Origin of the sequence: Pseudomonas rhizoryzae (genome assembly GCF_005250615.1) — a bacterium.
In the GTDB taxonomy this organism is placed as follows: domain Bacteria; phylum Pseudomonadota; class Gammaproteobacteria; order Pseudomonadales; family Pseudomonadaceae; genus Chryseomonas; species Chryseomonas rhizoryzae.
Map to the genome: position 1 here is coordinate 243,226 of NZ_SULM01000008.1, position 20,101 is coordinate 263,326.

General features: G+C 66.2%; 21 protein-coding genes and 1 pseudogene. 7 read left to right on the forward strand and 15 right to left on the reverse strand.

Annotation, left to right across the window (positions count from 1 at the left end):
* Positions 1-21: 21 nt before the first annotated feature.
* On the reverse strand, positions 22-711 hold the full coding sequence (locus FAZ11_RS15105; RefSeq protein ID WP_058761617.1) for a hypothetical protein: 690 nt from the start codon (positions 709-711) through the stop codon (positions 22-24).
* Between the two features lie 174 nt (positions 712-885).
* On the opposite strand from FAZ11_RS15105, the gene FAZ11_RS15110 reads away from it, so the two are divergent.
* Positions 886-1,470 carry a flavin reductase family protein gene (locus FAZ11_RS15110; protein ID WP_137279417.1) on the forward strand — a complete coding sequence of 195 codons (585 nt, stop codon included), beginning with the start codon at positions 886-888 and terminating at the stop codon, positions 1,468-1,470.
* Positions 1,471-1,511: 41 nt separating this feature from the next.
* Here the strand turns inward: FAZ11_RS15110 and FAZ11_RS25530 are convergent, their stop codons facing one another.
* From FAZ11_RS25530 to FAZ11_RS15135, 6 genes and pseudogenes are all read right to left on the reverse strand, one after another.
* Positions 1,512-2,375 (reverse strand): methyl-accepting chemotaxis protein, encoded by an 864-nt coding sequence (locus FAZ11_RS25530; protein WP_421958174.1) that lies wholly within the window; start codon positions 2,373-2,375, stop codon positions 1,512-1,514.
* Positions 2,367-3,437: pseudogene (locus FAZ11_RS25535) on the reverse strand (methyl-accepting chemotaxis protein); the annotation flags it as partial. The gene FAZ11_RS25530 and the pseudogene FAZ11_RS25535, both read right to left, overlap by 9 nt.
* A gap of 126 nt (positions 3,438-3,563) precedes the next feature.
* A complete protein-coding gene (locus FAZ11_RS15120; protein WP_058761614.1) occupies positions 3,564-3,893 on the reverse strand; it encodes an Arc family DNA-binding protein in 330 nt (109 codons plus the stop codon).
* 32 nt (positions 3,894-3,925) lie between these two features.
* A complete protein-coding gene (locus FAZ11_RS15125) occupies positions 3,926-4,567 on the reverse strand; it encodes a LysE family translocator (RefSeq protein ID WP_058761613.1) in 642 nt (213 codons plus the stop codon).
* 1 nt (position 4,568) lies between these two features.
* Complete coding sequence (locus FAZ11_RS15130) at positions 4,569-5,339, reverse strand: 2OG-Fe(II) oxygenase family protein (RefSeq protein ID WP_058772523.1); 771 nt, start codon at positions 5,337-5,339, stop codon at positions 4,569-4,571.
* A 34-nt stretch (positions 5,340-5,373) separates the two neighbouring features.
* Positions 5,374-6,012 (reverse strand): alanyl-tRNA editing protein, encoded by a 639-nt coding sequence (locus FAZ11_RS15135; RefSeq protein ID WP_058767207.1) that lies wholly within the window; start codon positions 6,010-6,012, stop codon positions 5,374-5,376.
* A 92-nt stretch (positions 6,013-6,104) separates the two neighbouring features.
* Here FAZ11_RS15135 and FAZ11_RS15140 point away from each other — a divergent pair, with 92 nt between their 5' ends.
* From FAZ11_RS15140 to FAZ11_RS15150, 3 genes are all read left to right on the forward strand, one after another.
* The gene (locus FAZ11_RS15140) at positions 6,105-7,088 is read left to right on the forward strand and encodes a LysR family transcriptional regulator (protein WP_058767206.1); all 984 of its coding nucleotides are present in this window, start codon (positions 6,105-6,107) and stop codon (positions 7,086-7,088) included.
* 177 nt (positions 7,089-7,265) lie between these two features.
* Entirely contained in the window at positions 7,266-8,666 is a 1,401-nt protein-coding gene (locus tag FAZ11_RS15145; protein WP_058761609.1) for a sugar porter family MFS transporter, read from the forward strand.
* A gap of 82 nt (positions 8,667-8,748) precedes the next feature.
* Positions 8,749-9,234, forward strand: a complete 486-nt coding sequence (locus tag FAZ11_RS15150) for a UPF0158 family protein (protein ID WP_137279416.1) — start codon at positions 8,749-8,751, stop codon at positions 9,232-9,234.
* On the opposite strand, the gene FAZ11_RS15155 is transcribed toward FAZ11_RS15150, so the two are convergent.
* From FAZ11_RS15155 to FAZ11_RS15175, 5 genes are all read right to left on the reverse strand, one after another.
* Positions 9,231-9,755, reverse strand: a complete 525-nt coding sequence (locus FAZ11_RS15155; RefSeq protein ID WP_058788056.1) for a glycine cleavage system transcriptional repressor — start codon at positions 9,753-9,755, stop codon at positions 9,231-9,233. The two genes, FAZ11_RS15150 and FAZ11_RS15155, sit on opposite strands and share 4 nt — an antisense overlap.
* Before the next feature lie 58 nt (positions 9,756-9,813).
* The gene (locus FAZ11_RS15160) at positions 9,814-10,890 is read right to left on the reverse strand and encodes an HAD family hydrolase (protein WP_058767203.1); all 1,077 of its coding nucleotides are present in this window, start codon (positions 10,888-10,890) and stop codon (positions 9,814-9,816) included.
* 139 nt (positions 10,891-11,029) lie between these two features.
* On the reverse strand, positions 11,030-12,310 hold the full coding sequence (tcuC, locus tag FAZ11_RS15165) for an MFS transporter (RefSeq protein WP_058761605.1): 1,281 nt from the start codon (positions 12,308-12,310) through the stop codon (positions 11,030-11,032).
* A gap of 218 nt (positions 12,311-12,528) precedes the next feature.
* The gene (locus FAZ11_RS15170; protein ID WP_137279415.1) at positions 12,529-14,262 is read right to left on the reverse strand and encodes an OPT/YSL family transporter; all 1,734 of its coding nucleotides are present in this window, start codon (positions 14,260-14,262) and stop codon (positions 12,529-12,531) included.
* Positions 14,263-14,334: 72 nt separating this feature from the next.
* Positions 14,335-15,249 carry a LysR family transcriptional regulator gene (locus FAZ11_RS15175; protein ID WP_058767201.1) on the reverse strand — a complete coding sequence of 305 codons (915 nt, stop codon included), beginning with the start codon at positions 15,247-15,249 and terminating at the stop codon, positions 14,335-14,337.
* 290 nt (positions 15,250-15,539) lie between these two features.
* Here FAZ11_RS15175 and FAZ11_RS15180 point away from each other — a divergent pair, with 290 nt between their 5' ends.
* Both FAZ11_RS15180 and FAZ11_RS24790 read left to right on the forward strand, forming a co-directional pair.
* The gene (locus tag FAZ11_RS15180; protein WP_058777325.1) at positions 15,540-16,520 is read left to right on the forward strand and encodes an aldo/keto reductase; all 981 of its coding nucleotides are present in this window, start codon (positions 15,540-15,542) and stop codon (positions 16,518-16,520) included.
* Between the two features lie 68 nt (positions 16,521-16,588).
* Positions 16,589-16,741: a hypothetical protein gene (locus FAZ11_RS24790; RefSeq protein WP_099049427.1), complete on the forward strand. Its 153-nt coding sequence runs from the start codon at positions 16,589-16,591 to the stop codon at positions 16,739-16,741.
* Between the two features lie 72 nt (positions 16,742-16,813).
* Here the strand turns inward: FAZ11_RS24790 and FAZ11_RS15185 are convergent, their stop codons facing one another.
* From FAZ11_RS15185 to FAZ11_RS15195, 3 genes are read right to left on the reverse strand one after another with little or no spacing between them, the layout of a single operon-like run.
* A complete protein-coding gene (locus tag FAZ11_RS15185) occupies positions 16,814-17,791 on the reverse strand; it encodes a DUF3618 domain-containing protein (RefSeq protein ID WP_137279414.1) in 978 nt (325 codons plus the stop codon).
* Positions 17,788-18,201, reverse strand: a complete 414-nt coding sequence (locus FAZ11_RS15190; RefSeq protein ID WP_058761404.1) for a phage holin family protein — start codon at positions 18,199-18,201, stop codon at positions 17,788-17,790. The genes FAZ11_RS15185 and FAZ11_RS15190 overlap by 4 nt, the downstream gene beginning before the upstream one ends.
* A complete protein-coding gene (locus FAZ11_RS15195; protein WP_237141869.1) occupies positions 18,198-18,911 on the reverse strand; it encodes a hypothetical protein in 714 nt (237 codons plus the stop codon). The genes FAZ11_RS15190 and FAZ11_RS15195 overlap by 4 nt, the downstream gene beginning before the upstream one ends.
* 373 nt (positions 18,912-19,284) lie before the next feature.
* On the opposite strand from FAZ11_RS15195, the gene FAZ11_RS15200 reads away from it, so the two are divergent.
* Positions 19,285-19,815: a Dps family protein gene (locus FAZ11_RS15200; protein WP_017639603.1), complete on the forward strand. Its 531-nt coding sequence runs from the start codon at positions 19,285-19,287 to the stop codon at positions 19,813-19,815.
* Positions 19,816-20,101: the final 286 nt, after the last annotated feature.

Consider the following 20,101-nt stretch of genomic DNA (forward strand, 5'->3'; position numbering starts at 1 on the left):
CAGCGGCGGTCCGCCCTGACTTCAGGGCTTGGGCGCCGGCGCGACGAAGGTCAGCTGGCGCGGATAGCCGTACTTCTCGCCGGGCAGCGCCGGGCTGTCGAGAAACACGCCCATGCTGCGGCCGAATTCGCTGACGTGGGTGACGGCGTAGTCCTGGCCGTCGGCCAGACGGACGATGGCGCCGGGCTTGAATTCCTCGCGGTTGCGCTCGGTGACCGGGATGGAGACACCGGCGGCCTTGCGGTAGATGCCCTTGAGCCAGTCCTGGTTGGTGAAGTCGTTGATCGGGGTGTTGAAGCGTCCGGGCAGGCGTTGCAGGTGCCGTCCGGTCCCCGGGGCGTCGTCCACCACCAGGCGCCGCGGATAGCCGACCGTCTCGGCGTCCAGCGGCTCGCCCTCGACGAACACCGCCAGGTTGTCGCCGACGCGCTGCACCTCGGTGATGGCGCGCCACTGGCCGTCACCCAACTGGACCTGGCGACCGCTGATGAAGCCCTCGACGTTGGCCGGAGTGGCAGGAATGGTCAGGCCTGCGACCCGGCGCAGCACGCCGCGATCCCAGTCTTCGTTGCTGAAGTCGTTGATGGAGCTGGAGAGCAGCGGCTGGGCGCTATGGGCAGTTGCCGCCGGAGTGGGCTGGGCCTGGGCCAGCGGCAAACCGAGACAGCAGGCGGACAGCAGCAGAGCGAAGCAGGCCGGGCGAGAGGGCATGGAGGTCATCCTTAACACGATTTTCTTGTCGGTCCCGGGCAGGGAGTGGGCGATAGACCCTGGATGACCCGGTGCGTTTGGCGCCGTGAGCAAAAAGTGGCAACTTTTTGTCTATTGGGCGCCGAATGGCAGTCCAGGCGTTACCCTGGCAGCCGGTTTTCAAGGAGCCCAAACATGACCACCATTCTCGCCCCCGTCCCCCTGGCCAAGGCCTATCGCCTGCTCAACCACGGTCCCACGGTACTGGTCAGCGCCGCTCACGCGGACCAACGCAACGTCATGGCTGCGGCCTGGGCCATGGCGGTGGATTTCGAGCCGTGCAAGGTGGCGGTGGTGCTGGACAAACAGACCTGGACCCGCGAGCTGCTGGAGGCCGAGGGCAGCTTCGTGCTCAACGTACCCTGCGCCGCCCAGGTGGATCTGGTGCAGACGGTGGGCAACACCACGGGGCGCGAACGGGACAAGTTCGCCGCCTATGGCATCGAGACCCTCGCCGGCGAGCAGGTCGCGGCACCGCTGATCGCCGGTTGCGTGGCCTGGCTGGAGTGCCGGTTGCTGCCGGAGGCTCATAACCAGCAGGGCTACGACCTCTTCCTCGGCGAGGTGGTCGCCGCCCAGGCCGATACCCGCGTGTTCCGCGACGGCCACTGGGACTTCAGCGGCCAGGATGGCCTGCGCACCCTGCACCACGTCGCGGGCGGCCATTTCCTGGTGATCGGCGATGGTATCCAGGGGCGGATGCTGGAGCCGCGCGCCTGAACCCGGCTACGCTAGCCGTCCTGGCGTAGCCGCAACCGCACTCAGACGCGGAAGCGCGCGACCATCTGCTGGAGATCGCCGCCCAGGCGGGCCAGTTCGTTGACCGAGGTCGCCGCGTGGGCATTGGCGGTGGCCGATTCCTCGGCGAGACCGCTGACCTTGACCACGTTGGCGTTGATTTCCTCGGCCACCAGGCTCTGTTCTTCCACGGCAGTGGCGATCTGCTGGTTGAGATTCTGGATATCCGCCACTGCCTGGTAGATGGCGTCCAGGGCGCGTTCGGCGTCCTGGGCCAGGGTCACGGTGCCCAGGGTGCGGTCGCGACTGGCCTGCATGCGCTCGCTCGCTTCCGTGGTGCCCTGTTGCAGGGTGGCGATCAGCTCGCCGATCTCGCGGGTGGATTCCTGGGTGCGCTGCGCCAGGGAGCGCACCTCGTCGGCCACCACGGCGAAACCGCGGCCCTGCTCGCCGGCGCGGGCGGCTTCGATGGCGGCGTTGAGCGCCAACAGGTTGGTTTGCTCGGCGATGGCCTTGATCACGTCGATGACACTGCCGATACGCCCGCTGGCGGCGTCCAGCCGCTCCATGGCCGCGCCGAGGGACTGAACCTCTTCCGCGGCCAGGGTGATTTCCTGGGCCGCGCGCTTGACCGTCTGGCTACCGTCACGGGCCATGGCGTCGGCGGTCTGGGCGGCGTTCGAGGCGGTGGAGGTGTTCTGCGCCACGTTCTGCACCGTGGCGGCCATCTCGTTCATGGCGGTGGCCACCTGGTGCATCTCGTCACGCTGCTGGGTCACGCCGCGGCTGGTCTGCACGCCGAAGGCGGACAGTTCTTCCGCCGCGCTGGCGAGCTGGCTCACGCCGCCAGCGATTCCGCCGACCAGCTGCCGCAGGTCGTCGGCCATGGCCTGGGTGGTACGTTGCAGTTCGCCCATTTCGTCGCGGCGAGCGACGTCGCTGCGCAGGGTGAGATCGCCCGCGGCGACGCGCTTGAGCATGGCCATGGCGGTCGCCAGCGGCTGGGTGATCTGACGGGTGATCACCCAGGCCGCGGCGACGCCGATCAGCAAGGCGATCAGGCTGCTCAGCAGGAGCTTCAGCAGAGACACCTGGCGCTCGGCGGCGGCGGACTTGAGTTGACCTTCGCTCAACTTGTCCAGCAACTGCACCAGCTTGTTGCCCTGCTCCTGCAGACTGGTGACGGCCGCCTGGGCCTGGCGATGCTGGACGACGATGGATTCGAAGAAGCTGCGATAGCGGGTCACGTCCTGAGCCGCGCTGTGGAGCCGCGCGGCGGTGTCGCCATCGAGTTGCGCTTGGGTCGTGGCCAGGGTCTTGAGCAGGTCGTCGATGGCCTTGAGCGTCGCCTGGGACTTGCTGTCGTCAGGGGCGCCGAGGAAGCGGCGGATGGTCAGACGGACGCCGACCATCTGCGCCTTCATCTCCGCCACGGCCTTGAGGTCGGCGGTGCTGTAGCTGCCACCGGGGGCGAAGAAGCGCTCGAACAGCTCGTCGAAGGTCTTGGTGACGTTATCGGAGACCTGGGTCAGCTCCTTTTGCGCCTCGGCGCTGCTTTGGTTGGCCTGCTGCAGGGTGGCGAAGCGCTCGCGGTAGGTCTTCATCTCCTGTTGGATGTTGTCCAGGATGGCGATGTTGGCCGGGTTGGTCAGCAGGGACATGCCCTTGGTGATGTCTTCCGCCACGGCGCTCAGATCGGCCTGCTGCTGGCTGACGTTGGCGGCGCTCGGGTCGAGCAGATAGTTCTTTTCATCGACCCGGACATTGAGGATATCGGCCTTGAGTTCACCGCTGTAGCGCGTCTTGTTGATGCGCTCAAGCAGGGTGTTGGCGGTGAGGTAGCCGAACAGGGCCACGACCGCCACCATGATCAGCAGGGCGCCAAAGCCCAGGGCCAGCTTCTTGGAAATGCCGAGGTTGCTTAGCCAGGAGGCTTTCGAGACGGACATGGGAACACCGGGGTAGCTTCGAGATACCCCTTCATCGGCCGTCTCGCTGGCGACTTGAAAGCGACTGACCGGTCAGGCACCCGCCAGCCGACGACCGGCCCTCCTTAGGGGAAGGGCCGGTCGCGCTCAGGCGGTTTCGTGGCTGGCCAAGGGCACCGGCAATTCCAGCTCCAGTACCGAGATCAGCGCATTCTGCTGGCGTTCGTTGAGGAGTCGGAAGCGTTGCAACAGCAGTTGCTCGCTGGCGCTGAGCAGGTCGTCGTCCTGGTCGGGACTGGCCGGCTCCAGCACACCGTCCTGCACCAGGCTGCGTTCCAGCCAGGCGACGATCTCGGTGTTCATGCTATGGCGATGGGTACGGGCCACGGCGGCGATGCGTTCACGCATGCCATCGGGCAGGCGGACGACGAACTTTTCCGTGGGAATACCAGCGGGAGCGCGGTGGACGTAAGGCATGGCGGACCTCCAGATAACAGGGGTGGCTGACGTCAAAGCGCCGACAACAGCAGTCGACCGGCGAAGAAAACCAGCACCAGGCCCATGGTTCGTTCGAACCAGTGGCCCAGGCGCAGGAAGGTCTGGCGAACACGGGGGCTGGAAAACAGCAGGCTGACCAGGGCGAACCAGCCGGCGTTGACCCCGCACATCCACAGACCATAAAGGCCTTGTATGGCCAGCGGTGTGTCGGCGCTGACCACGGTGGTGAAGATCGCCAGGAAGAACAGCGTGGCCTTGGGGTTGGTGGCATTGGTCAGGAAGCCGGTGAGAAAGGCCTTGCCTGGTGCCTGGCGTTCCAGGTCGGCGGCCTGCCACTGGCTGTCGTCCAGCGGCGCGGCGGTGGGCTTGCTGCGGATCAGGTTGAAGCCCAACCAGAGGATGTAGGCGCCGCCCAGGACCTTGGCGGTGTCCAGCAGCCAGGGCGTGGCATGCATCAGGGCGCCGATGCCGAGCAGGGTGTAGAGCACGTGCACCGAGATGCCGGCGCCGATGCCCAGGGCGGTACAGAGGCCGATCAGGCGGCCGAACCTGACGCTCTGGCGCACGGTCACGGCGAAGTCCGGTCCCGGGGCCAACACCGCCAGGAAATGGATGGTCGCCAAGGCGAGGAATTCGCTCAGGTAGGGGGACATGTCAGCTCCAGTACGTCAGGGGTTCGGCGACCCCGCGATAACCGACGAAACACGACAGCGACAGACGGGGCTGATCGTTGCCGGGGGTCACGGCGTGCATGCGGCGAGAATTGAACAGGATCAGATCGCCTGGTTCGGGGCGGATCGTCAAGCAGGGCGGGCCCAATTGGTCGGGCTCGATGCCGTAGCTGTCGCCGCGCAGGGCATCGAAGTCGTCCGGCGACAGCTCGCGCGACCAGAGTTGCAGTTCGCCGCCCTCGCTGGGCATGGTCAGGTAGACGTTGCAGGCCAGCTGGGTCACCACGCTCTCCGCCTCCGTGCTACCGGGGGCGTCCTTGGCGAAGATGTCGTGGTGGGCGAGAAAGCGCACCCCGGGCTTCACCACCCGCGACAGGCCGACGTACATCTTGCGGCCCCAGAGGGTCTGCAACTGGGCGCCGGCGGGCCAGGCCTCGTCGAGGGTGCAGCGCACCAGGTCGATGGGATTGAGATAGGGTCGGCAGCGGCGGCGCAGTTCTTCCAGGTTGCGGGCGACACTGGCGAAGTAGTCGTCCATCTGGGCGCGCTGGTTCTCCGCCTCGTAGAAGGCCATGCCGATGCGGCCGATACTGGGGGCGTTGGCATAGCTGGCGAAGCCGTTACCGAGGATCTGTTGGCCGAGGTCGTCGGCCAGCGGCCGGGGGACGAAGCCCCGGATGCGCACGGCCAACAGGCGTTCAGTGGCGAGATGGTGCAGGCTCTCGGTGTCGAGAGCGTCGAGTTCGAGCAGCATGGCGCTTCCTGTCTGCGGTGAGGTGGGCGGTTGCTCAGGCGTCGGCCATGTCGTAGCTCACCAGCAGACGCCCTTTCTTTTCCTTGAGCCCCAGGGCACTCAACGACCCGACGGCGCGGGAAGAGCGCATATGGGTGCCGCCGCAGGCATAGCGCGCCACGCCGTCGCCGAAGCTCACCTGGCGCAGGCCCGCGGCATCGACCTCGATCCGTAGTGGCAGGTCTTCCTCCACCAGGGAATCGAACTGGGCTTGCAGGGCCTGGACGTCCAGGGGCCGCGGCTCCAGCCCCGGCACGAATTCGATCTTGCCTTCGCCCGGCCAGTGATGAGCCTTGACCGGTTGCCAGCCATAGGTCTCGCCGATATGGCCGAGCAGGTGGCCGGCCGAGTGCAGCCGCGAATGTAGCCGCCGCCGCTCTTCATCGACCCGCGCCAGCATGGTGCCCGGTTGAAGGGCGCGCTGGGTGTGGTGCAGGATGCGTTCACCGTCCTGCACCACGCGGCTGACCTCGGCGGTCCCGATCCAGCCGGTGTCGCTGGGCTGGCCACCGCCCTGGGGATGGAAGGGCGTCGCCCGTAATTCGACCAGATAGCCCTCTTCGGCGGGGCTGCAGGCAATGACCTCGACCTCGGCGATCAAGCTGTCGCTCAAGAAATACAGGCGTTCGGTCATGCGGCTACTACCAGGAAAGCGAGATATATCGTCATTCTAATGAGGGGGTGGAAGGGTGATAATCCACCCTCCCTCCAAAGGAATTTTGCGCTGTGAGCATAAATCTCCCCCTCCCTTTGCTGAGCGAGATGGCCATCTTCGTGCGGGTCGTGGAGAGCGGCAGCTTCTCTGCGGCGGCCCGTCAGCTAGGCTTGACCCCCTCGTCCACCAGTCGCAGCGTGGCGCGCCTGGAGAAGGCCCTGGGCACCCGTTTGCTCAATCGCAGCACTCGCAAGCTGCGCTTGTCGGAAGCGGGGGAAGAGGTATATCGGCGCTGCAGCGACATGGTCGGCGCCGCGCGAGCGGTGCTGGAGGTCAGCGGCCAGTTCAACCAGGCGCCGGCCGGTATCGTGCGGCTGTCGGTGCCCAAGGCGGTGGGCAGCACCCTGATCCATCCGCACATGCCCGAGTTCCTGCGGCGCTACCCGGCGGTGGATGTGCAACTGCTGCTGGAAGACCGCTATGTCGATCTGATCGACGACAACGTCGACCTGGCCATCCGCATCACCGATCGGCCACCGCCCGGCCTGATCGGTCGGCAGTTGCTCACCATCGAGCACCTGCTTTGCGCCACGCCGCAGTACCTGGCCGAGTACGGCAGCCCCGCGCACCCGCGTGATCTGGCCCAGCACAGCTGCATCTATCTCGGCGAAGAGCCGGCCGATTCGCGCTGGAAATTCCGCCAGGGCGCCAAGGTGGTCCACGTCAACGTCCGCGGGCGCTACGCCGCCAACCACACCGGGGTGCGACTGGACGCGGTGCTCAACCACATCGGCATCGGCAGCCTGCCGTTCTTCACCGCCCAGGCCGCCCTGGCGCGGGGCGAGATCGTCCAGGTGCTGCCGGACTGGACCTTCCTGCCGCACTACTACGGCGGCGCCTGGCTGCTCTATCCGGCGACCCGCCATCTGCCGCCCAAGCTCAAGGTGTTCATCGACTTTCTCGTCGAACGCCTGAGCGACCAGGCGCTGCGCCGAGGTCAGGGCGCCGCGGCCTTGCCCGAACGGCGTTTCCAGGAGCTGACCATCGGCAGTTGATGGGGTGCGAGCTTTCGTGAAGGTCTTCACAAGTTCTGTTACAACTACCGCTGTTAGGTGAAACGATTCACCTAACGTTTCTTTGCCTAGGACCCCGCGGGTTTTCGCTGGGTCATGCTGATCACGACTCGTCAGCGCGAGTCCTGGCCCTGGCAGAACAAGAAAGGATTTCCTCCCATGCTCGCTTCCTCACCCACGCTCACCGCACCCGTGGCGGCCACCCCGCGCAAGGGGCTGGTCGTGCTCATCGCCGTGATCGCCGCCCTCGGTGGCCTGCTGTTCGGTTACGACACCGGCATCATCGGCGTCGCCCTGCTCGGCCTCGGCCGGGAGTTCGCCATGGACGACACCGTCAAGCAGCTGGTGACCGGTGCCATCATCTTCGGCGCCCTGTTCGGCTGCCTGGGCACCGGGCCGATCTCCGATCGCCTCGGCCGGCGCAAGACCATCATCGGCGTGGCCCTGGTGTTCGCCCTGGGCTCGGTGCTCTCGGCGCTGTCGCCCAACGTCACCCTCTTGATCCTCTCGCGCTTCCTGCTCGGCCTGTCGGCCGGCAGCTCCACCCAGATCATCCCGGTGTACATCGCCGAGGTGGCGCCGCCGGAGCACCGCGGCAAGCTGGTGGTGCTGTTCCAGTTCATGGTGGTGTTCGGCATCACCGTGGCCTACTTCACCGGCTTCGCCCTGGACGAACACTGGCGCTGGATGTTCGGTCTCGGCCTGGTGCCGGCCGTGATCCTGCTGGCCGGCATGGCGGTGTTGCCGGAAAGCCCGCGCTGGCTGCTGGTCAAGGGCCGCGAACAAGACGCCCTGGCCGTGTTGGAACGGGTGCGGGGCGGCGCGGCAGCGGCCCAGGCCGAACTGACCGAAATCAAGACCGTGAGCAATGCGCCCGAGGGTAGCTGGAGCGATCTGTTCTCGCCTTGGGTGCGCCCGGCGCTGCTGGTGGGGGCGGGCATCGCCATGTTCTCGCAGATCACCGGCAACAATGCGCTGATCTACTACGCGCCAACCATCCTCACCCAGGCCGGTTTCTCCGACCAGACCGCGGTGCTGGCCACCGGCTGCAGCACCATCCTGGTGGTGATCATGACCGTGGTCGGCAGCTTCCTGGTGGATCGCATCGGCCGCCGCCGCTATCTGCTGACGCTGATTCCCGGCTCCATCATCGCCCTGGCCATCATGGGCTACCTGTTCCAGGGCGCCGGTCCGCAGACCGATGTCGAGCGCTGGACGGTGGTGGCCTGCCTGGCCGCCTACCTGATGCTCAACTGCGGTGGCTTCGGCGTCTGCATCTGGCTGATCAACGCCGAGGTCTATCCGCTGTTCGTGCGCGGCAAGGGCGCCAGCGTCGGTGCCTTCAGCCACTGGGGCTTCGACCTGTTGGTGACCCTCACCACCCTGAGCCTGGTGACCCAGCTGGGCGCCGCCCACACCTTCTGGCTCTACGCCGGGATTTCCCTGGTGGCCCTGCTGTTCATCTGGCGCCTGGTGCCGGAGACCAAGGGCAAGAGCCTGGAGCAGATCGAGCACGACCTGCGCGAGCGGCGCTTCTTTCCCTATCAGCGGAAGGGCTGAACGCCGGCTTCATTGCTAGGGTCGCAACAGGGGTGAGGACGTGGTTGTCTTCACCTCTGTTCGCCTGTGCCGGAGTCCTGCCATGCGCCCCCTCACCCTCGACCTCGATCAACTGGCCGCCGCCCTCGACAGCCGGGAGCGGGGCACCCACTTCATCGATCTCGAAAGCGGCGCCCTGCGCCTGCTCGATCCGGACGACCTCAGCCTGGAAGAGCGCGAAGAGCTGGAAGATCCCCAGCGCTACCTGCCGCTGCCGCGGCTGACCCAGGAGGATCGCCTGGAGCTGCGCGAAGCCTTCCTGCACCAGCTGCGCCATCCCCACGCCCAGCCGCTGTTGCGCGCCGCCTTGGAGAGCCGGCGGCCGCTGCGCACCTTCGACTACGAGCTGGACCTCTTCCCCTCGGTACGCGAGGCCTGGCAGGCCTTCGCCCTGAGTCGGCTCAAGGAGGAGGTGCTGGTGCTGCTGGAGGAAGCCGGCCTGGAGGCCCTGCCGGCGGACGGCCGGCTGCCACTGGCTGAGGATGTACCGGAGGGGATCAGGCGGCGATTGGAGAAGGGGCGGGGTTAATCATGCCCATGCCGATAGAGCTTCAGCTCCACCATCAGGTCGTCGGTAAGGGTTTCCAGATGCGCCTGCAGGGCTTCGAGTTCGAGGTCCGCCGGTAGCGCCAGCAGGGCGGTAGCGTGGAACAGCACTTCGCTGCTCATGGGCGCCGGGCGGGTCTCGGTGGACAGGCGTTCGACGTTGACGCCCACCTGATGCAGCGCGCGGGTGATGTCGCGAACGATGCCGACGCGGTCGTTGCCCAGCAGGTCGAGCTGCACCAGTGGGGCGCCCACTGGTGCCGGCTGACCCGGTTCGCCCACCAGAATCCGCAGGCCGGGAAGGGCCAGTTGCTGCAGGGCCTCCACCAGGCCATTGCGCAGCTCCGGTTCCACTTCCACCGAGAGGATCCCGGCGAACTGGCCGGCCAGGTGGGCCATGCGGCTTTCCAGCCAGTTGCCGCCCTGGGCGGCCACGCAGTCGGCCAGGGCTTCCACCAGGCCGGGGCGATCGGGGGCGATGACGGTCAGGACCAGGTGTTCCATGGCGGGCTCCAAAGCAGGCAGGGTTGCCTGCAGTCTAGCCCGCCAGGTACGGACTGGCCTACTGGATGTCCTCGGGTTTGACGATCACCCAGTTCTTGTCGGCATTCACCGGTACGCCATTCGCGGCCTGACCTTCGGCGTTGCTCTTCATCATCGCCTCGATCTGGGGCAGGTACTTGGCCTTGCGATTGACCCACAGGTGGATACCACCCTTGGCGGCGTCTACGCCCTGGAACAGCATGGGGCCGTCACTGTTGGGGGTGTCACCGGCCACCAGGATCGGCTTCTTCCAGGGGCTGATGTAGGTGAGGATGGCCGCGTACTTGCCGGCGAACCAGGTGGCGGGAGTCCAGAGGTAGGGCGTGACCTGCAGCTTGAGGTTGGCCTGGGGATCGTACTTGCCTTCGGCGATCTGCTTGCGGGCAGTGGTCAGGGCGCCGGTGGCGGGGTCCTTGAGCAGGGTGGTGACACCGATGACGTTCTGCGGCTTGACGTCGTAGCCATAGCGCGGATCGGAGGCCACCATGCGCACCAGCTCCTCATGGGCAGCGCTGACCACATAGACCTCGATGCCGTTCTCCATCAGCTTGTGATAGAGCTCCTGCTGGCCCGTATAGAGCTGGGGCGCATGGATCTCCACCGTCTCGACCTTGTCGTCCTTGCCATAGTAGGTAGCGGGGATCGGCTTGCCATAGGCCATCAGTTCATCGACATAACCCTTGAGCTGCTTGAGGGTGAAGCCGGAGAACACCTGGGCGATCCAGGGATAGCAGACCATGTCGTCGATCTCGCACAGCCGGTAGTAGTAGCTGTTGAGGCTTTCCTTGTGACCGCCGACGTCCTTGAAGGGGATCAGCTTGAGCGAGGGGTCCATGGTCTCGCGGGTCAGCACGCCCTTCATTTCCAGGAAAGGCAGCAGCGACTCTTCCAGATCATAGTGATAGGTGGTGTTGTCCATGTCGAACACCGCGTAGTTGCCTTTGTTGGCGTTGGCGGCGATCAGGGCATCGAGTTGCTCAGCCGCCGCCTTGGGCCAGTGCTTGAGTTCAGTGGCCTGGGCGGTGAGGGGTAGTGCGCTGAGGGACAGGGCGCCGAGCACGAGGCCGGCGAGCAGACGACGGGGAAGAAGGGTCATACGGGACGTATTCCTACGACGGCGTCCGCGGGGTGCGAACGTTCGCAGCGACCCTAGCAAGGCAAGATTGCAAAATGTGTCTGGGAAGCGGCTTCGAGTGTTCCCGGGGCGGCACGAGCGGTCGCCCCGGGACCTGCCGTCAGGCGGTGACGGGCTTGAGCTGGCCGTGGCTCTTGCCACGGAACAGGGTCAGGGTGGCGACCAAGCCGAGCACGGCGGCCAGGGTCAGCCACATGCCGGGGGCGGCCTTGTTGCCGGTTTCCTGGATCAGCCAGGTGCAGATCATCGGGGTGAAGCCGCCGAAGGTCGCGGTGGCCAGGCTGTAGGCCAGGGAGAAGCCGGTAGTACGGACCTGCACCGGCATGATCTCGGTCAGGGCCACCACCATGCCGCCGTTGTAGGTGCCATAGAGGAACGACAGCCACAGCTCGACCAGCAGCAGGCGACCGAAGCTGGGCGCGTTGGTCAACCAGATCATCGCCGGGTAGGCACTGAGAATGGCCAGGACGGTAGCGAAGATCAGCAGCGGGCGCCGGCCGACGCGATCGCTCAGGGCGCCCATCACCGGCAGCCAGATGAAGTTGGACACGCCTACGCAGGCGGTGACGATCAGGCTGTCCAGGGCGGTCAGGTTCAGTTCGTGGCGGCCGAAGGTGGGGGTGTAGGCGGTGATCAGGTAGAAGGAGGCGGTGGTCATGGAGACCATGGCCACGCCGGCCAGTACGGTGCCGAAGTTCTGGCCGATGGAGGCCATGGTTTCGCGGAAGGTCGGACGCTGCTTGCGCGCGGCGAACTCCGGGCTCTCTTCCAGGGAGCGGCGGATGATGAACAGGAAGGGCACGATCAGGCAGCCGATCAGGAAGGGGACGCGCCAGCCCCATTCACCCATCTCGGCGGGCGACAGCCAGTGGTTGAGCAGGGCGCCCAGTACGCCGGCGAAGACCACCGCGACCTGCTGGCTGGCGGATTGCCAGGAGACGAAGAAACCCTTGCGCCCAGGAGTGGCGATTTCCGACAGGTAGACGGACACCCCGCCCAGCTCGACGCCGGCGGAGAAGCCTTGCAGCAGGCGACCGATCAACACCAGGATCGGCGCGGCCACGCCCAGGGTGGCATAGCCGGGCACCACGGCGATCAGCAGGGTACCCATGGCCATCAGCGCCAGGGTCACGATCAGGCCGTGGCGACGACCGTGCTTGTCGATGTAGGCGCCGAGGAAGATCGCCCCCAGGGGGCGCATCAGGAAACCGGCACCGAAGGTGGCCAGCGACAGCATCAGGGAGGCGAAGGCGTCGTCACCGGGAAAGAACGTCTTGGCGATGGCCGTGGCATAGAAGCCATACACCATGAAGTCGTACATTTCGAGGAAGTTTCCGCTGACGACGCGGAAGATGGATTTGGCTTTCGAGGTGGTGGCCATCAGTGCTAGCTCGGATTGGGTTTGTTATGGAGACAGCTTGCGCAAGGCGCCCAGACCTCTGTGGGTGGGTCGCGCTATTTGTAACCTTATGTGTTGCAAAACAACGCTGGCAAGCTGAATCGGACCAAAACCCGCGAAATTACTGGATTTGAAAGGTTGGTGAAAGGTTCGCGTCATTACGTCTGGAAATTATTGTCCAGTTGACAAGATGTCGCAGTTCAGGAAGAGAGCATCTGCCAGAACGCCGCCCCGACCCCGGCCAGACTTTCCCCGGCGATCAACCCGGCGGCGGCGGCCAGGGCGAAGCGCTCGGCCAGGCGTGGCCTACGCCAGCGCACCAGGGCGGTGAGCAGGGCGCCCAGGGTCATCATCAGGGACACCGAGGCCGGCAGGATGAAGGCGAGCCCCAACGCAGCCGAACTGGGCAGCCAGAGGGCCCGGCGCGGGGCCAGCAGCGCCTCGGCCAGCCCCAGCAGCAGACCGGCCAGGGCGCCGCCGACGATGCCCAGGCGCATCGCCGCGTCCAGCGCTCCCAGGCCCTGGGTCAGGGTTTGCGCCACCGCCTTCCACTGGGCCACCGCCGGGGCCGGCCAGGCGGCGCTGAGCAAGAGCGCCTGGGGATCGGGAATCAGCAACCGGTAGGTGAGCACCCCGGTCACCGCGCCCAGGGCGATGCCCAGGCACTGGGCGACCACCTGCTTGGCCGGGGTGGCGCCGATGGCCTTGCCGACCTTGAAGTCGTTCATCAGGTCGGTGCTCTGACCCGCCGCGCCGCCGGCGGTATTGGCACCCATCAGATTGATGTTGACCTGGCCCGGCGCGGCCAGGCCGAAGGCGAGCTGCGAGAGCTGGCCGATGGCGCCGATGGGCGGAATGCCGGTGGCGCCGACCACCCGCGCGGCCATGGCGGCGAGAAAGATCGCCAGGGGGATGGCGAGCAGGGCGAGCCAGGGATCTATCCCGAACAAGAGTACTTGCAGCACCACCACCAACAGGCTCGCCACCAGCAGCAGGATCAGCGGCCAGGCACGTGGTCGCCGCCAGCCCTGGCGGCGACGTTCACCGCGCGGCTGGCTAGCCAGGCGCACCGCCAGCGAGGCCAGGGTGGCGCTGACCATCAGGCTCACCCCTGGCCACAGCAGCCATTGCACCAGCACCCCGTATTGCGGGCCGCTGGCATCCGCGGGCAGTTGGGCGATACCGCTGGCCAGCAACCAGGGCGCCAGGCCAGCCCAGGCCAGCAGGGTGCCGAGCAGCAGCGAGAGGCCGACTCTCAGGCCGATGATGCCACCGAAGCCGAGCAGCAGCAGCGAGGGGTCGAAGCTGAAGGTCAACCGCTCCAGGGCCGGCGAGGGTGCCACCCGTGGCAGCGCCCAGGCGAAGCTGTCCACCAGCTTGACGATCGCCGACAGCGCCAGGGCGCCGAGCAGCACCCGCAGCCGGGCCAGGGCCTCGGCACCGCTGGCATAGACCTGGCGCAGCGCCTCCAGGGTGGCCAGGCCCTCGGGAAAGGTCAGGCTGGCATCGGCCAGCAGCAACGGCCGGAGATACCAGGCTACCCAGATGCCAAGAAAGCTCACGGCGAATACCCAACCCATCAGCGGCAGGGTGGGCAGCTCCTGGCCGGTCAACAGGGTATAGGCCGGGATGGGGGCCACCAGGCCGCCGGAGACGATGCTCGCCGCCGCCGAGGCCACGGTCTGGTTGATATTGCTCTCGTGCAACGTCCAGCCCGGCTGCCGTAGCCGCCGGCCCAGGCGGTGCCAGAGGCCGTAGCTCACCAGCAGGGCGATGATCGACATATTGAACGACCAGCCGATCTTGAGGCCGGCATAGACGTTCGCCGGGGTCAGCAGGATGCCCAGCAGGGCACCGGTGAACAGCGCCCGGGGGCTGAGTTCGCGCTCCACGGGTAGCGGCAGAGCGGACGGGGCGACGGTGGCGTCGGACAAAAGCGGCTCCTCGGTCACGGAAACGACGGGCGTCGTCAGGGGACCCACAGGTACGCCGGTTGGTTCGCCGACTCAGGGCTGCGCTTGCGCCCAGCTCTGGCGCAGGGCCTCGATCAGCTGGCGCAAGCCTGGCGGCGGCTGGCGCCGGCTAGGGTAGTAGATGCACAGCGGCGCGCCGGGCGACGCCCAGGCCGGCAAGACCTGTTCCAGACGGCCGTCGCGCAGCTCCTCGGCCACCCGCCACTCCAGGCAATAGGCCAACCCCAGGCCATCCAGGGCCGCCTGGATCGAGGTCTCGGTCTCGTTGACGGTGAGCGGGCCGGGCACGTCGACCACCCGGGTCGCGACGCCGCTGCCCAGTTCCCAGCGATAGAGGGCGCCGTTGCCCAGGCGCAGGCGTATGCAATGATGGCGGGCCAGGTCTTCCGGTCGCTCCGGGCGCCCGTGGCGGGCCAGGTAGGCGGGGGCGCCCACCACCACCCAGCGCAGTTCGTCGGTGAGCGGCAGGGCGACCATGTCCTGGGGCACGGTATCGCCGTAGCGGATGCCGGCATCGAGGCCATCAGCGACGATATCCACCGGGCGGTCTTCGACGCTGATGTCCAGTTGCAGCTGGGGGTAGTCGGCCAGCAGGCGGGGCAGGGTGGGGGTCACCAGCAGCCGCGCCGCATCCCGCGGTACGCTCAGGCGCAGGCGCCCGACCGGGGCGTCGCGGTGCTGGTCCAGCTCGCCCAGCGCCTCGCCGATGAGGGCGAAGCCCTGTTCGAGCTTTTCCGCCAGCGCCGCGCCGGCCAGGGTCGGCACCACCGAGCGGCTGGTGCGATTGAGCAGCTTGACCCCAAGGCGGGTCTCCAACTGACGCAGAGCATGGCTCAGTGCCGAGGTGGTGACGCCCAATTCGATAGCGGCCTGGCGAAAGCTGCGCCGCCGGACCAGGGCGACGAAGACGTTGAGATCGGCCAATTCGCCGCGATTCAGGGTTGGCATGCACAATCCTCGCGCGATAAGAGCCTGTTCAAAGTCTGCTACGCGTCGGCCAAACGGCGTTGAAAATGCCCTGGAAGGCCAGCCCCGTCGGAATGCTCATTTACCACTCGTAAACCCGAGCGCGGGTCCGATCCGCTTCCTCAGGTGTTTTCGCGGGGCCGCCTAGGCCTTGTTTGGCTCTAGCTCGCGAGCCTTAGAACAGGCTCTAGGAGTCAAGCGTTCGTTGAGCCCTATTCAACGCTTTTTGAATTAGCCTCACAAGGCTAACCCTTACCAGCCTGGAGACCCCTATGAGTGAAACCCTGCGCATTCCGGGTATCGATACCCCCGTTTCCCGCATCGGCCTCGGCACCTGGGCCATCGGTGGCTGGATGTGGGGCGGCACCGACGAAGCCCGCTCCATCGAGACCATTCGCGGCGCCGTGCAAGGCGGCATCAATCTCATCGACACCGCACCGGTATACGGCTTCGGTCGTTCCGAGGAGATCGTCGGCAAGGCCCTGGAAGGCATCCGCGACCAGGCGGTGATCGCCACCAAGGTCGCCCTGGAGTGGCCGAACGAAGAGGTACGCCGCAACGCCAGCGCCGCGCGCATCCGCCAAGAGGTGGAGGATTCCCTGCGCCGCCTGCGCACCGATCGCATCGACCTCTATCAGGTGCACTGGCCCGATCCCCAGGTGCCCCACGAAGAAACCGCCCGCGCGCTGGAGCAACTGCGGCAGGAGGGCAAGATTCTCGCCATCGGCGTGAGCAACTACTCGCCCGAGCAATTGGAAGTCTTCCGCCAGTTCGCCAATCTCTCCAGCGTGCAGCCGCCCTACAATCTGTTCGAGCGCGCCATCGAAGCCGATGTGCTGCCCTATGCCCAGCGTCACGGCCTGGTGGTGCTGGCCTATGGCGCCCTCTGCCGTGGGCTGCTGTCCGGGCGGATGAACGCCGATACCCGCTTCGAGGGCGACGACCTGCGCCAGGGCGATCCCAAGTTCCAGGCGCCGCGCTTCGCCCAGTATCTGGCGGCGGTGGACGCCCTGACCGCCTTTGCCCGCGAACGGCACGGCAAGTCGGTGCTGGCCCTGGCGGTGCGCTGGATTCTCGACCAGGGGCCGACCATCGCCCTCTGGGGGGCACGCAAGCCCGAGCAGTTGCAAGGGCTGGACGAGGCCTTCGGCTGGCGGCTGTCTGCCGACGACCTGGCGGCCATCGACGGTATCCTCGCCGAACACGTCAAGGACCCGGTGGGGCCGGAGTTCATGGCGCCCCCTCTGCGTTGATGCCGGCAGGTGGGGCACCCTGGCCCCGCTACGTTGCCTAAAGGATTCAGCCACAAGAGGTGAGGATCATGGCCAAGCGCGACGATCTCGACCACAAGCCGGAAAATGCCGGCAAGGTCGGTGAGACCCACAAGGAACTCAACCAGGGCGGCGAAGAGCAGCGCCCGCAGAACGACAAACGTCCGGAACACCCCAAGGAGAATCCGGACCCGGGTTATTGACAGCTGAAAGGCCTGGATGAAAAAGGCGCAACGGTCTGGACCGTTGCGCCTTTTTAGCTTGCCTGGCTGCCGTCAGCGGTTGCGCGGAGTCGCCATGCCGCTTTCGTCGCCGACCGCGCCGGGTGTGCCACCCACTGCCGCCGTCCGCCCGACGTTGAGTCCCGCCGCGCCCTGGGTGGCACCCAGGGTGCTGGTGGTGCCTTGCCGCGGCGAGCCGGCCATGGACTCAACGCCCGCATCGGGATCGTTACCCAGGTCGCGGGCAGGCGAGCCGGTCGCATGCGACTGCTCCTGACCCCTGTCGGCGCTGTCCGTACGGGCCTTGTCCACTACCTCGCGGCCCGCGGCACTGACCTGCTCATAGCCGCCACTGGCTGCCTGTTTCACCTTGGCGGTCAGCTTGTCGCTGTGCTTGCCCAGGGTACGGTCCTCCGTCTGGGTTCGCGGCAGCGCGGCGCCGAGCAGGGCACCCAGGGCGATGCCCAGGGCACCCACCACCAGCGGCTGTTCGCGCAGCAGGGTATCGAAGGAGCCCTTGAGCTGCTGCGCCTGGTCAGCCAGGGTGTCCTTGGCGTGAGCGGCGGTATCGCTCAGCCGCTCTCCGGTCTGGGCGGCCTTGGCCGATACGCTTTCCCCCAGACCGGTCACCTTGTCGCGCACATCGTGGCTGCCACGGTTCAGGGAATCGCGGGTATGGTCTGCGCCGTTGGCGACCGAGTCCATCGCGCCGGCCAGCTTGTCCTTGAGCGGGGTGCCCGTCGTGGCCGGTGCCGGCGTGCGATTCTGCCCGAGTGCCAGCCACAGTAAGCCGACCGAGGTCAGTACCGCGGGCACCGGATTGGCCTTGAGGGTAGTGCCCAGGTTGTGGGCGAATTCACCACTGTGGCCCTTGGTATAGGAGAGCGCCTGATCGAACAGCTGGCCGGGAGAAAGGCGGCTTTCCAGCGCGCCCACCAGGTCTTCGATGCGCTCGCGCTTCTGGTCGATTTCGCGCTCGAGTTCTTCGGGATTCTTGCGGGACTCCGCGTCGATCTGATCGGTGATGCTCATTGTGCGGCTCTCCGTACGGCGTCCTTGTCCTTCTGCAGGCTGTTGACGGTGCGGTCGGGCGTGAAGTGGGACGGCTCGAACTGCTTCTTGCCGGACTGCAGCATGATGAAGCCGATCACCATGACCACGGCGCCTACCAGCAGGGCGGCGGCCCAGGGCGTGAGGTACTGGGAGAGGAAATAGACGACACCCATCAGCAGCACGATGAAGCCGGCCAGCAGCACGATGGCGCCGGCCGCTACGCCAGCAACGCCGGCCTTGGTGGTGCGCAGGGATTCGCCCAGTTCGGCCTTGGCCAGCGCCAGCTCCTTGGTGAACAGCGCCGGTACCTCGTGGACCAGCTGCTTGACCAGGCCGACGACCGAAGTATCGCTCTCGCTGGGACGCGGAGTGGGATTCTCGTTGATCATGGCTGCTTGCCTCCGCTCAGGGTGGGTCGATCCAGTTGGCTGGATGAGGTGCCGGTGTTCAGGGCGCGGTCGCTACGGGCTGGATTGATCGCCGCGCCACCGATGGGGTCGCCGCTACGGGTGGTGGTCGGTGCGTGGACGTCCGGACCCTTGGGGATGGCGCTGGTATGGATGACATCGGCCCCGGCCGCCGGCTCCACTAATTCGTTTTCCGCCGCCACCGAGGGGGTGGTCAGCGTGGGCAGCTCGTCCGCACCGCTGTGCTGCGCGGTACTGCCGGTATCCGCCTGGCTGGACGCCTTGAGAAAGCGCGACAGGCCGAAGCCGATGGCGATGCTGCCGGTGAGGAACAGGGCCGGGTTATCCCGCGCCAGGGTGCCGGCCTGGTGCAGCAGCTGTTCGGCGCTCTTGCCGCGCAAATCCTCGGCCAGCCCGGTCAGGCTCTGCGCCATGTCGCTGACATAGTGCGCCAGGCCCAGGGTGTCCTTGTCCTCGAGTTCGTCGGCGGCCGCCTGGGCACTCTGGGCGATGGCGCCGAGCTGGTCGGCGGCGGTGTCGCGATAGTGTTCATAGTGCGCGGCGCCTTCTTGCTTGGCGTCTTGCACCGTATCCCGGGCGACCTCTTTCAAATCGTGCAGATGGGCCTTTGCCGTGGAACCGTCCTTGGTCTGCGAGGGATGTCCCTGAGCGGGATCGATGGGCGTCGTCATACGCTTGTACCTGTGTGCAGAACCTTGTCGTGGCCGACAGAGAACTCTTGGCGACCGTTCGTGTGCCTTGCCTTTTAGGTGACCGAGGTGAGCGAGCGACGGTTCGGCAGCGGCATCGGTTTGCCGCTGGAACTGACAAACGGTTTTACCTACAGGGTTAGCTACAAGCGAGACGGCCCTGACCCGGCACAGCCTCTAGGACGGGCAATGAAACGCAATCGCAACGCTGGCGACCATTCGTCTTGCCCATGGTGGCGATATGGAAATTCGATGAACGTTTTTTCGTCCGGTGCGGTCGATTCCTACAGACGTTGACGTTCGCCGAGTGCGGACCTACCTCTTCAACTCACGTCAGAATGACAGGAGATTTCTCATGGCCGTTGCCAATGCCAAGCAAGAACTGAAGACCGTTTCCAGCGTCAAGCAGAAGGCCCATCAGGGCGAGGACGCCACCCTGCAGAACCAGCAGGCGGTAGGCGAAGCCCTGGCCGTGCTGCTGTCCGATGTCTTCGCGCTGTACATCAAGACCAAGAACTACCACTGGCACATGAAGGGCTCGCATTTCCGCGACTACCATCTGCTGCTGGAAGAGCAAGCCACCCAGCTGTACGGCATCACCGACCTGATCGCCGAGCGCGCCCGTAAGATCGGCCAGCCCACCGTGCGCTCCCTGGAGCAGATGGTGCAGCTCAAGCGCCTGGCCAGCAGCGACGCCACTGACCTGTCGGCCGACCAGATGCTCACCGAGCTGCACGACGACAACCAGTCGCTGGCCGCCTACATGCGCACCACCCACACCCTGACCGACGACGCCAACGACGTTTCCACCACCAGCCTGCTGGAAGAGTGGATCGATCAGGCCGAAGAACGTGCCTGGTTCCTGGGTCAGACCGTCGGCAAATAAGCCGCAGTCGAGATCGAGCAGCCCGTCGTTAGACGTAATGCTGTTCACCAAGAAAAACGCCGCGGACTCGATAAGAGCCGCGGCGTTTTTCGTGAACTGCTTTCATCGCTGCGGGGTACTTTAGGCGCTAGAGGCCCGCTCAGTGGCGAAAGCCTACAGAGAGGACAACCGGGCGGCTGGCAGCGATTTCTTGAAGAGCTCCCGGCAAATCTCAACGTTTGTATGAACAGCATTACGTCCATGGCGGACATTTCATTTCTGCAGTGACGCCAATTTCCGGCAACCA

What these genes read in the sequence shown, in the direction of transcription:
- FAZ11_RS15105 (WP_058761617.1), bottom strand. Translation starts at nt 711, where the DNA reads ATGCCCTCTCGCCCGGCCTGCTTCGCTCTGCTGCTGTCCGCCTGCTGT.
- FAZ11_RS15110 (WP_137279417.1), top strand. Translation starts at nt 886, where the DNA reads ATGACCACCATTCTCGCCCCCGTCCCCCTGGCCAAGGCCTATCGCCTG.
- FAZ11_RS25530 (WP_421958174.1), bottom strand. Translation starts at nt 2,375, where the DNA reads ATGGCCGACGACCTGCGGCAGCTGGTCGGCGGAATCGCTGGCGGCGTG.
- FAZ11_RS15120 (WP_058761614.1), bottom strand. Translation starts at nt 3,893, where the DNA reads ATGCCTTACGTCCACCGCGCTCCCGCTGGTATTCCCACGGAAAAGTTC.
- FAZ11_RS15125 (WP_058761613.1), bottom strand. Translation starts at nt 4,567, where the DNA reads ATGTCCCCCTACCTGAGCGAATTCCTCGCCTTGGCGACCATCCATTTC.
- FAZ11_RS15130 (WP_058772523.1), bottom strand. Translation starts at nt 5,339, where the DNA reads ATGCTGCTCGAACTCGACGCTCTCGACACCGAGAGCCTGCACCATCTC.
- FAZ11_RS15135 (WP_058767207.1), bottom strand. Translation starts at nt 6,012, where the DNA reads ATGACCGAACGCCTGTATTTCTTGAGCGACAGCTTGATCGCCGAGGTC.
- FAZ11_RS15145 (WP_058761609.1), top strand. Translation starts at nt 7,266, where the DNA reads ATGCTCGCTTCCTCACCCACGCTCACCGCACCCGTGGCGGCCACCCCG.
- FAZ11_RS15150 (WP_137279416.1), top strand. Translation starts at nt 8,749, where the DNA reads ATGCGCCCCCTCACCCTCGACCTCGATCAACTGGCCGCCGCCCTCGAC.
- FAZ11_RS15155 (WP_058788056.1), bottom strand. Translation starts at nt 9,755, where the DNA reads ATGGAACACCTGGTCCTGACCGTCATCGCCCCCGATCGCCCCGGCCTG.
- FAZ11_RS15160 (WP_058767203.1), bottom strand. Translation starts at nt 10,890, where the DNA reads ATGACCCTTCTTCCCCGTCGTCTGCTCGCCGGCCTCGTGCTCGGCGCC.
- tcuC (WP_058761605.1), bottom strand. Translation starts at nt 12,310, where the DNA reads ATGGCCACCACCTCGAAAGCCAAATCCATCTTCCGCGTCGTCAGCGGA.
- FAZ11_RS15175 (WP_058767201.1), bottom strand. Translation starts at nt 15,249, where the DNA reads ATGCCAACCCTGAATCGCGGCGAATTGGCCGATCTCAACGTCTTCGTC.
- FAZ11_RS15180 (WP_058777325.1), top strand. Translation starts at nt 15,540, where the DNA reads ATGAGTGAAACCCTGCGCATTCCGGGTATCGATACCCCCGTTTCCCGC.
- FAZ11_RS24790 (WP_099049427.1), top strand. Translation starts at nt 16,589, where the DNA reads ATGGCCAAGCGCGACGATCTCGACCACAAGCCGGAAAATGCCGGCAAG.
- FAZ11_RS15185 (WP_137279414.1), bottom strand. Translation starts at nt 17,791, where the DNA reads ATGAGCATCACCGATCAGATCGACGCGGAGTCCCGCAAGAATCCCGAA.
- FAZ11_RS15190 (WP_058761404.1), bottom strand. Translation starts at nt 18,201, where the DNA reads ATGATCAACGAGAATCCCACTCCGCGTCCCAGCGAGAGCGATACTTCG.
- FAZ11_RS15195 (WP_237141869.1), bottom strand. Translation starts at nt 18,911, where the DNA reads ATGACGACGCCCATCGATCCCGCTCAGGGACATCCCTCGCAGACCAAG.
- FAZ11_RS15200 (WP_017639603.1), top strand. Translation starts at nt 19,285, where the DNA reads ATGGCCGTTGCCAATGCCAAGCAAGAACTGAAGACCGTTTCCAGCGTC.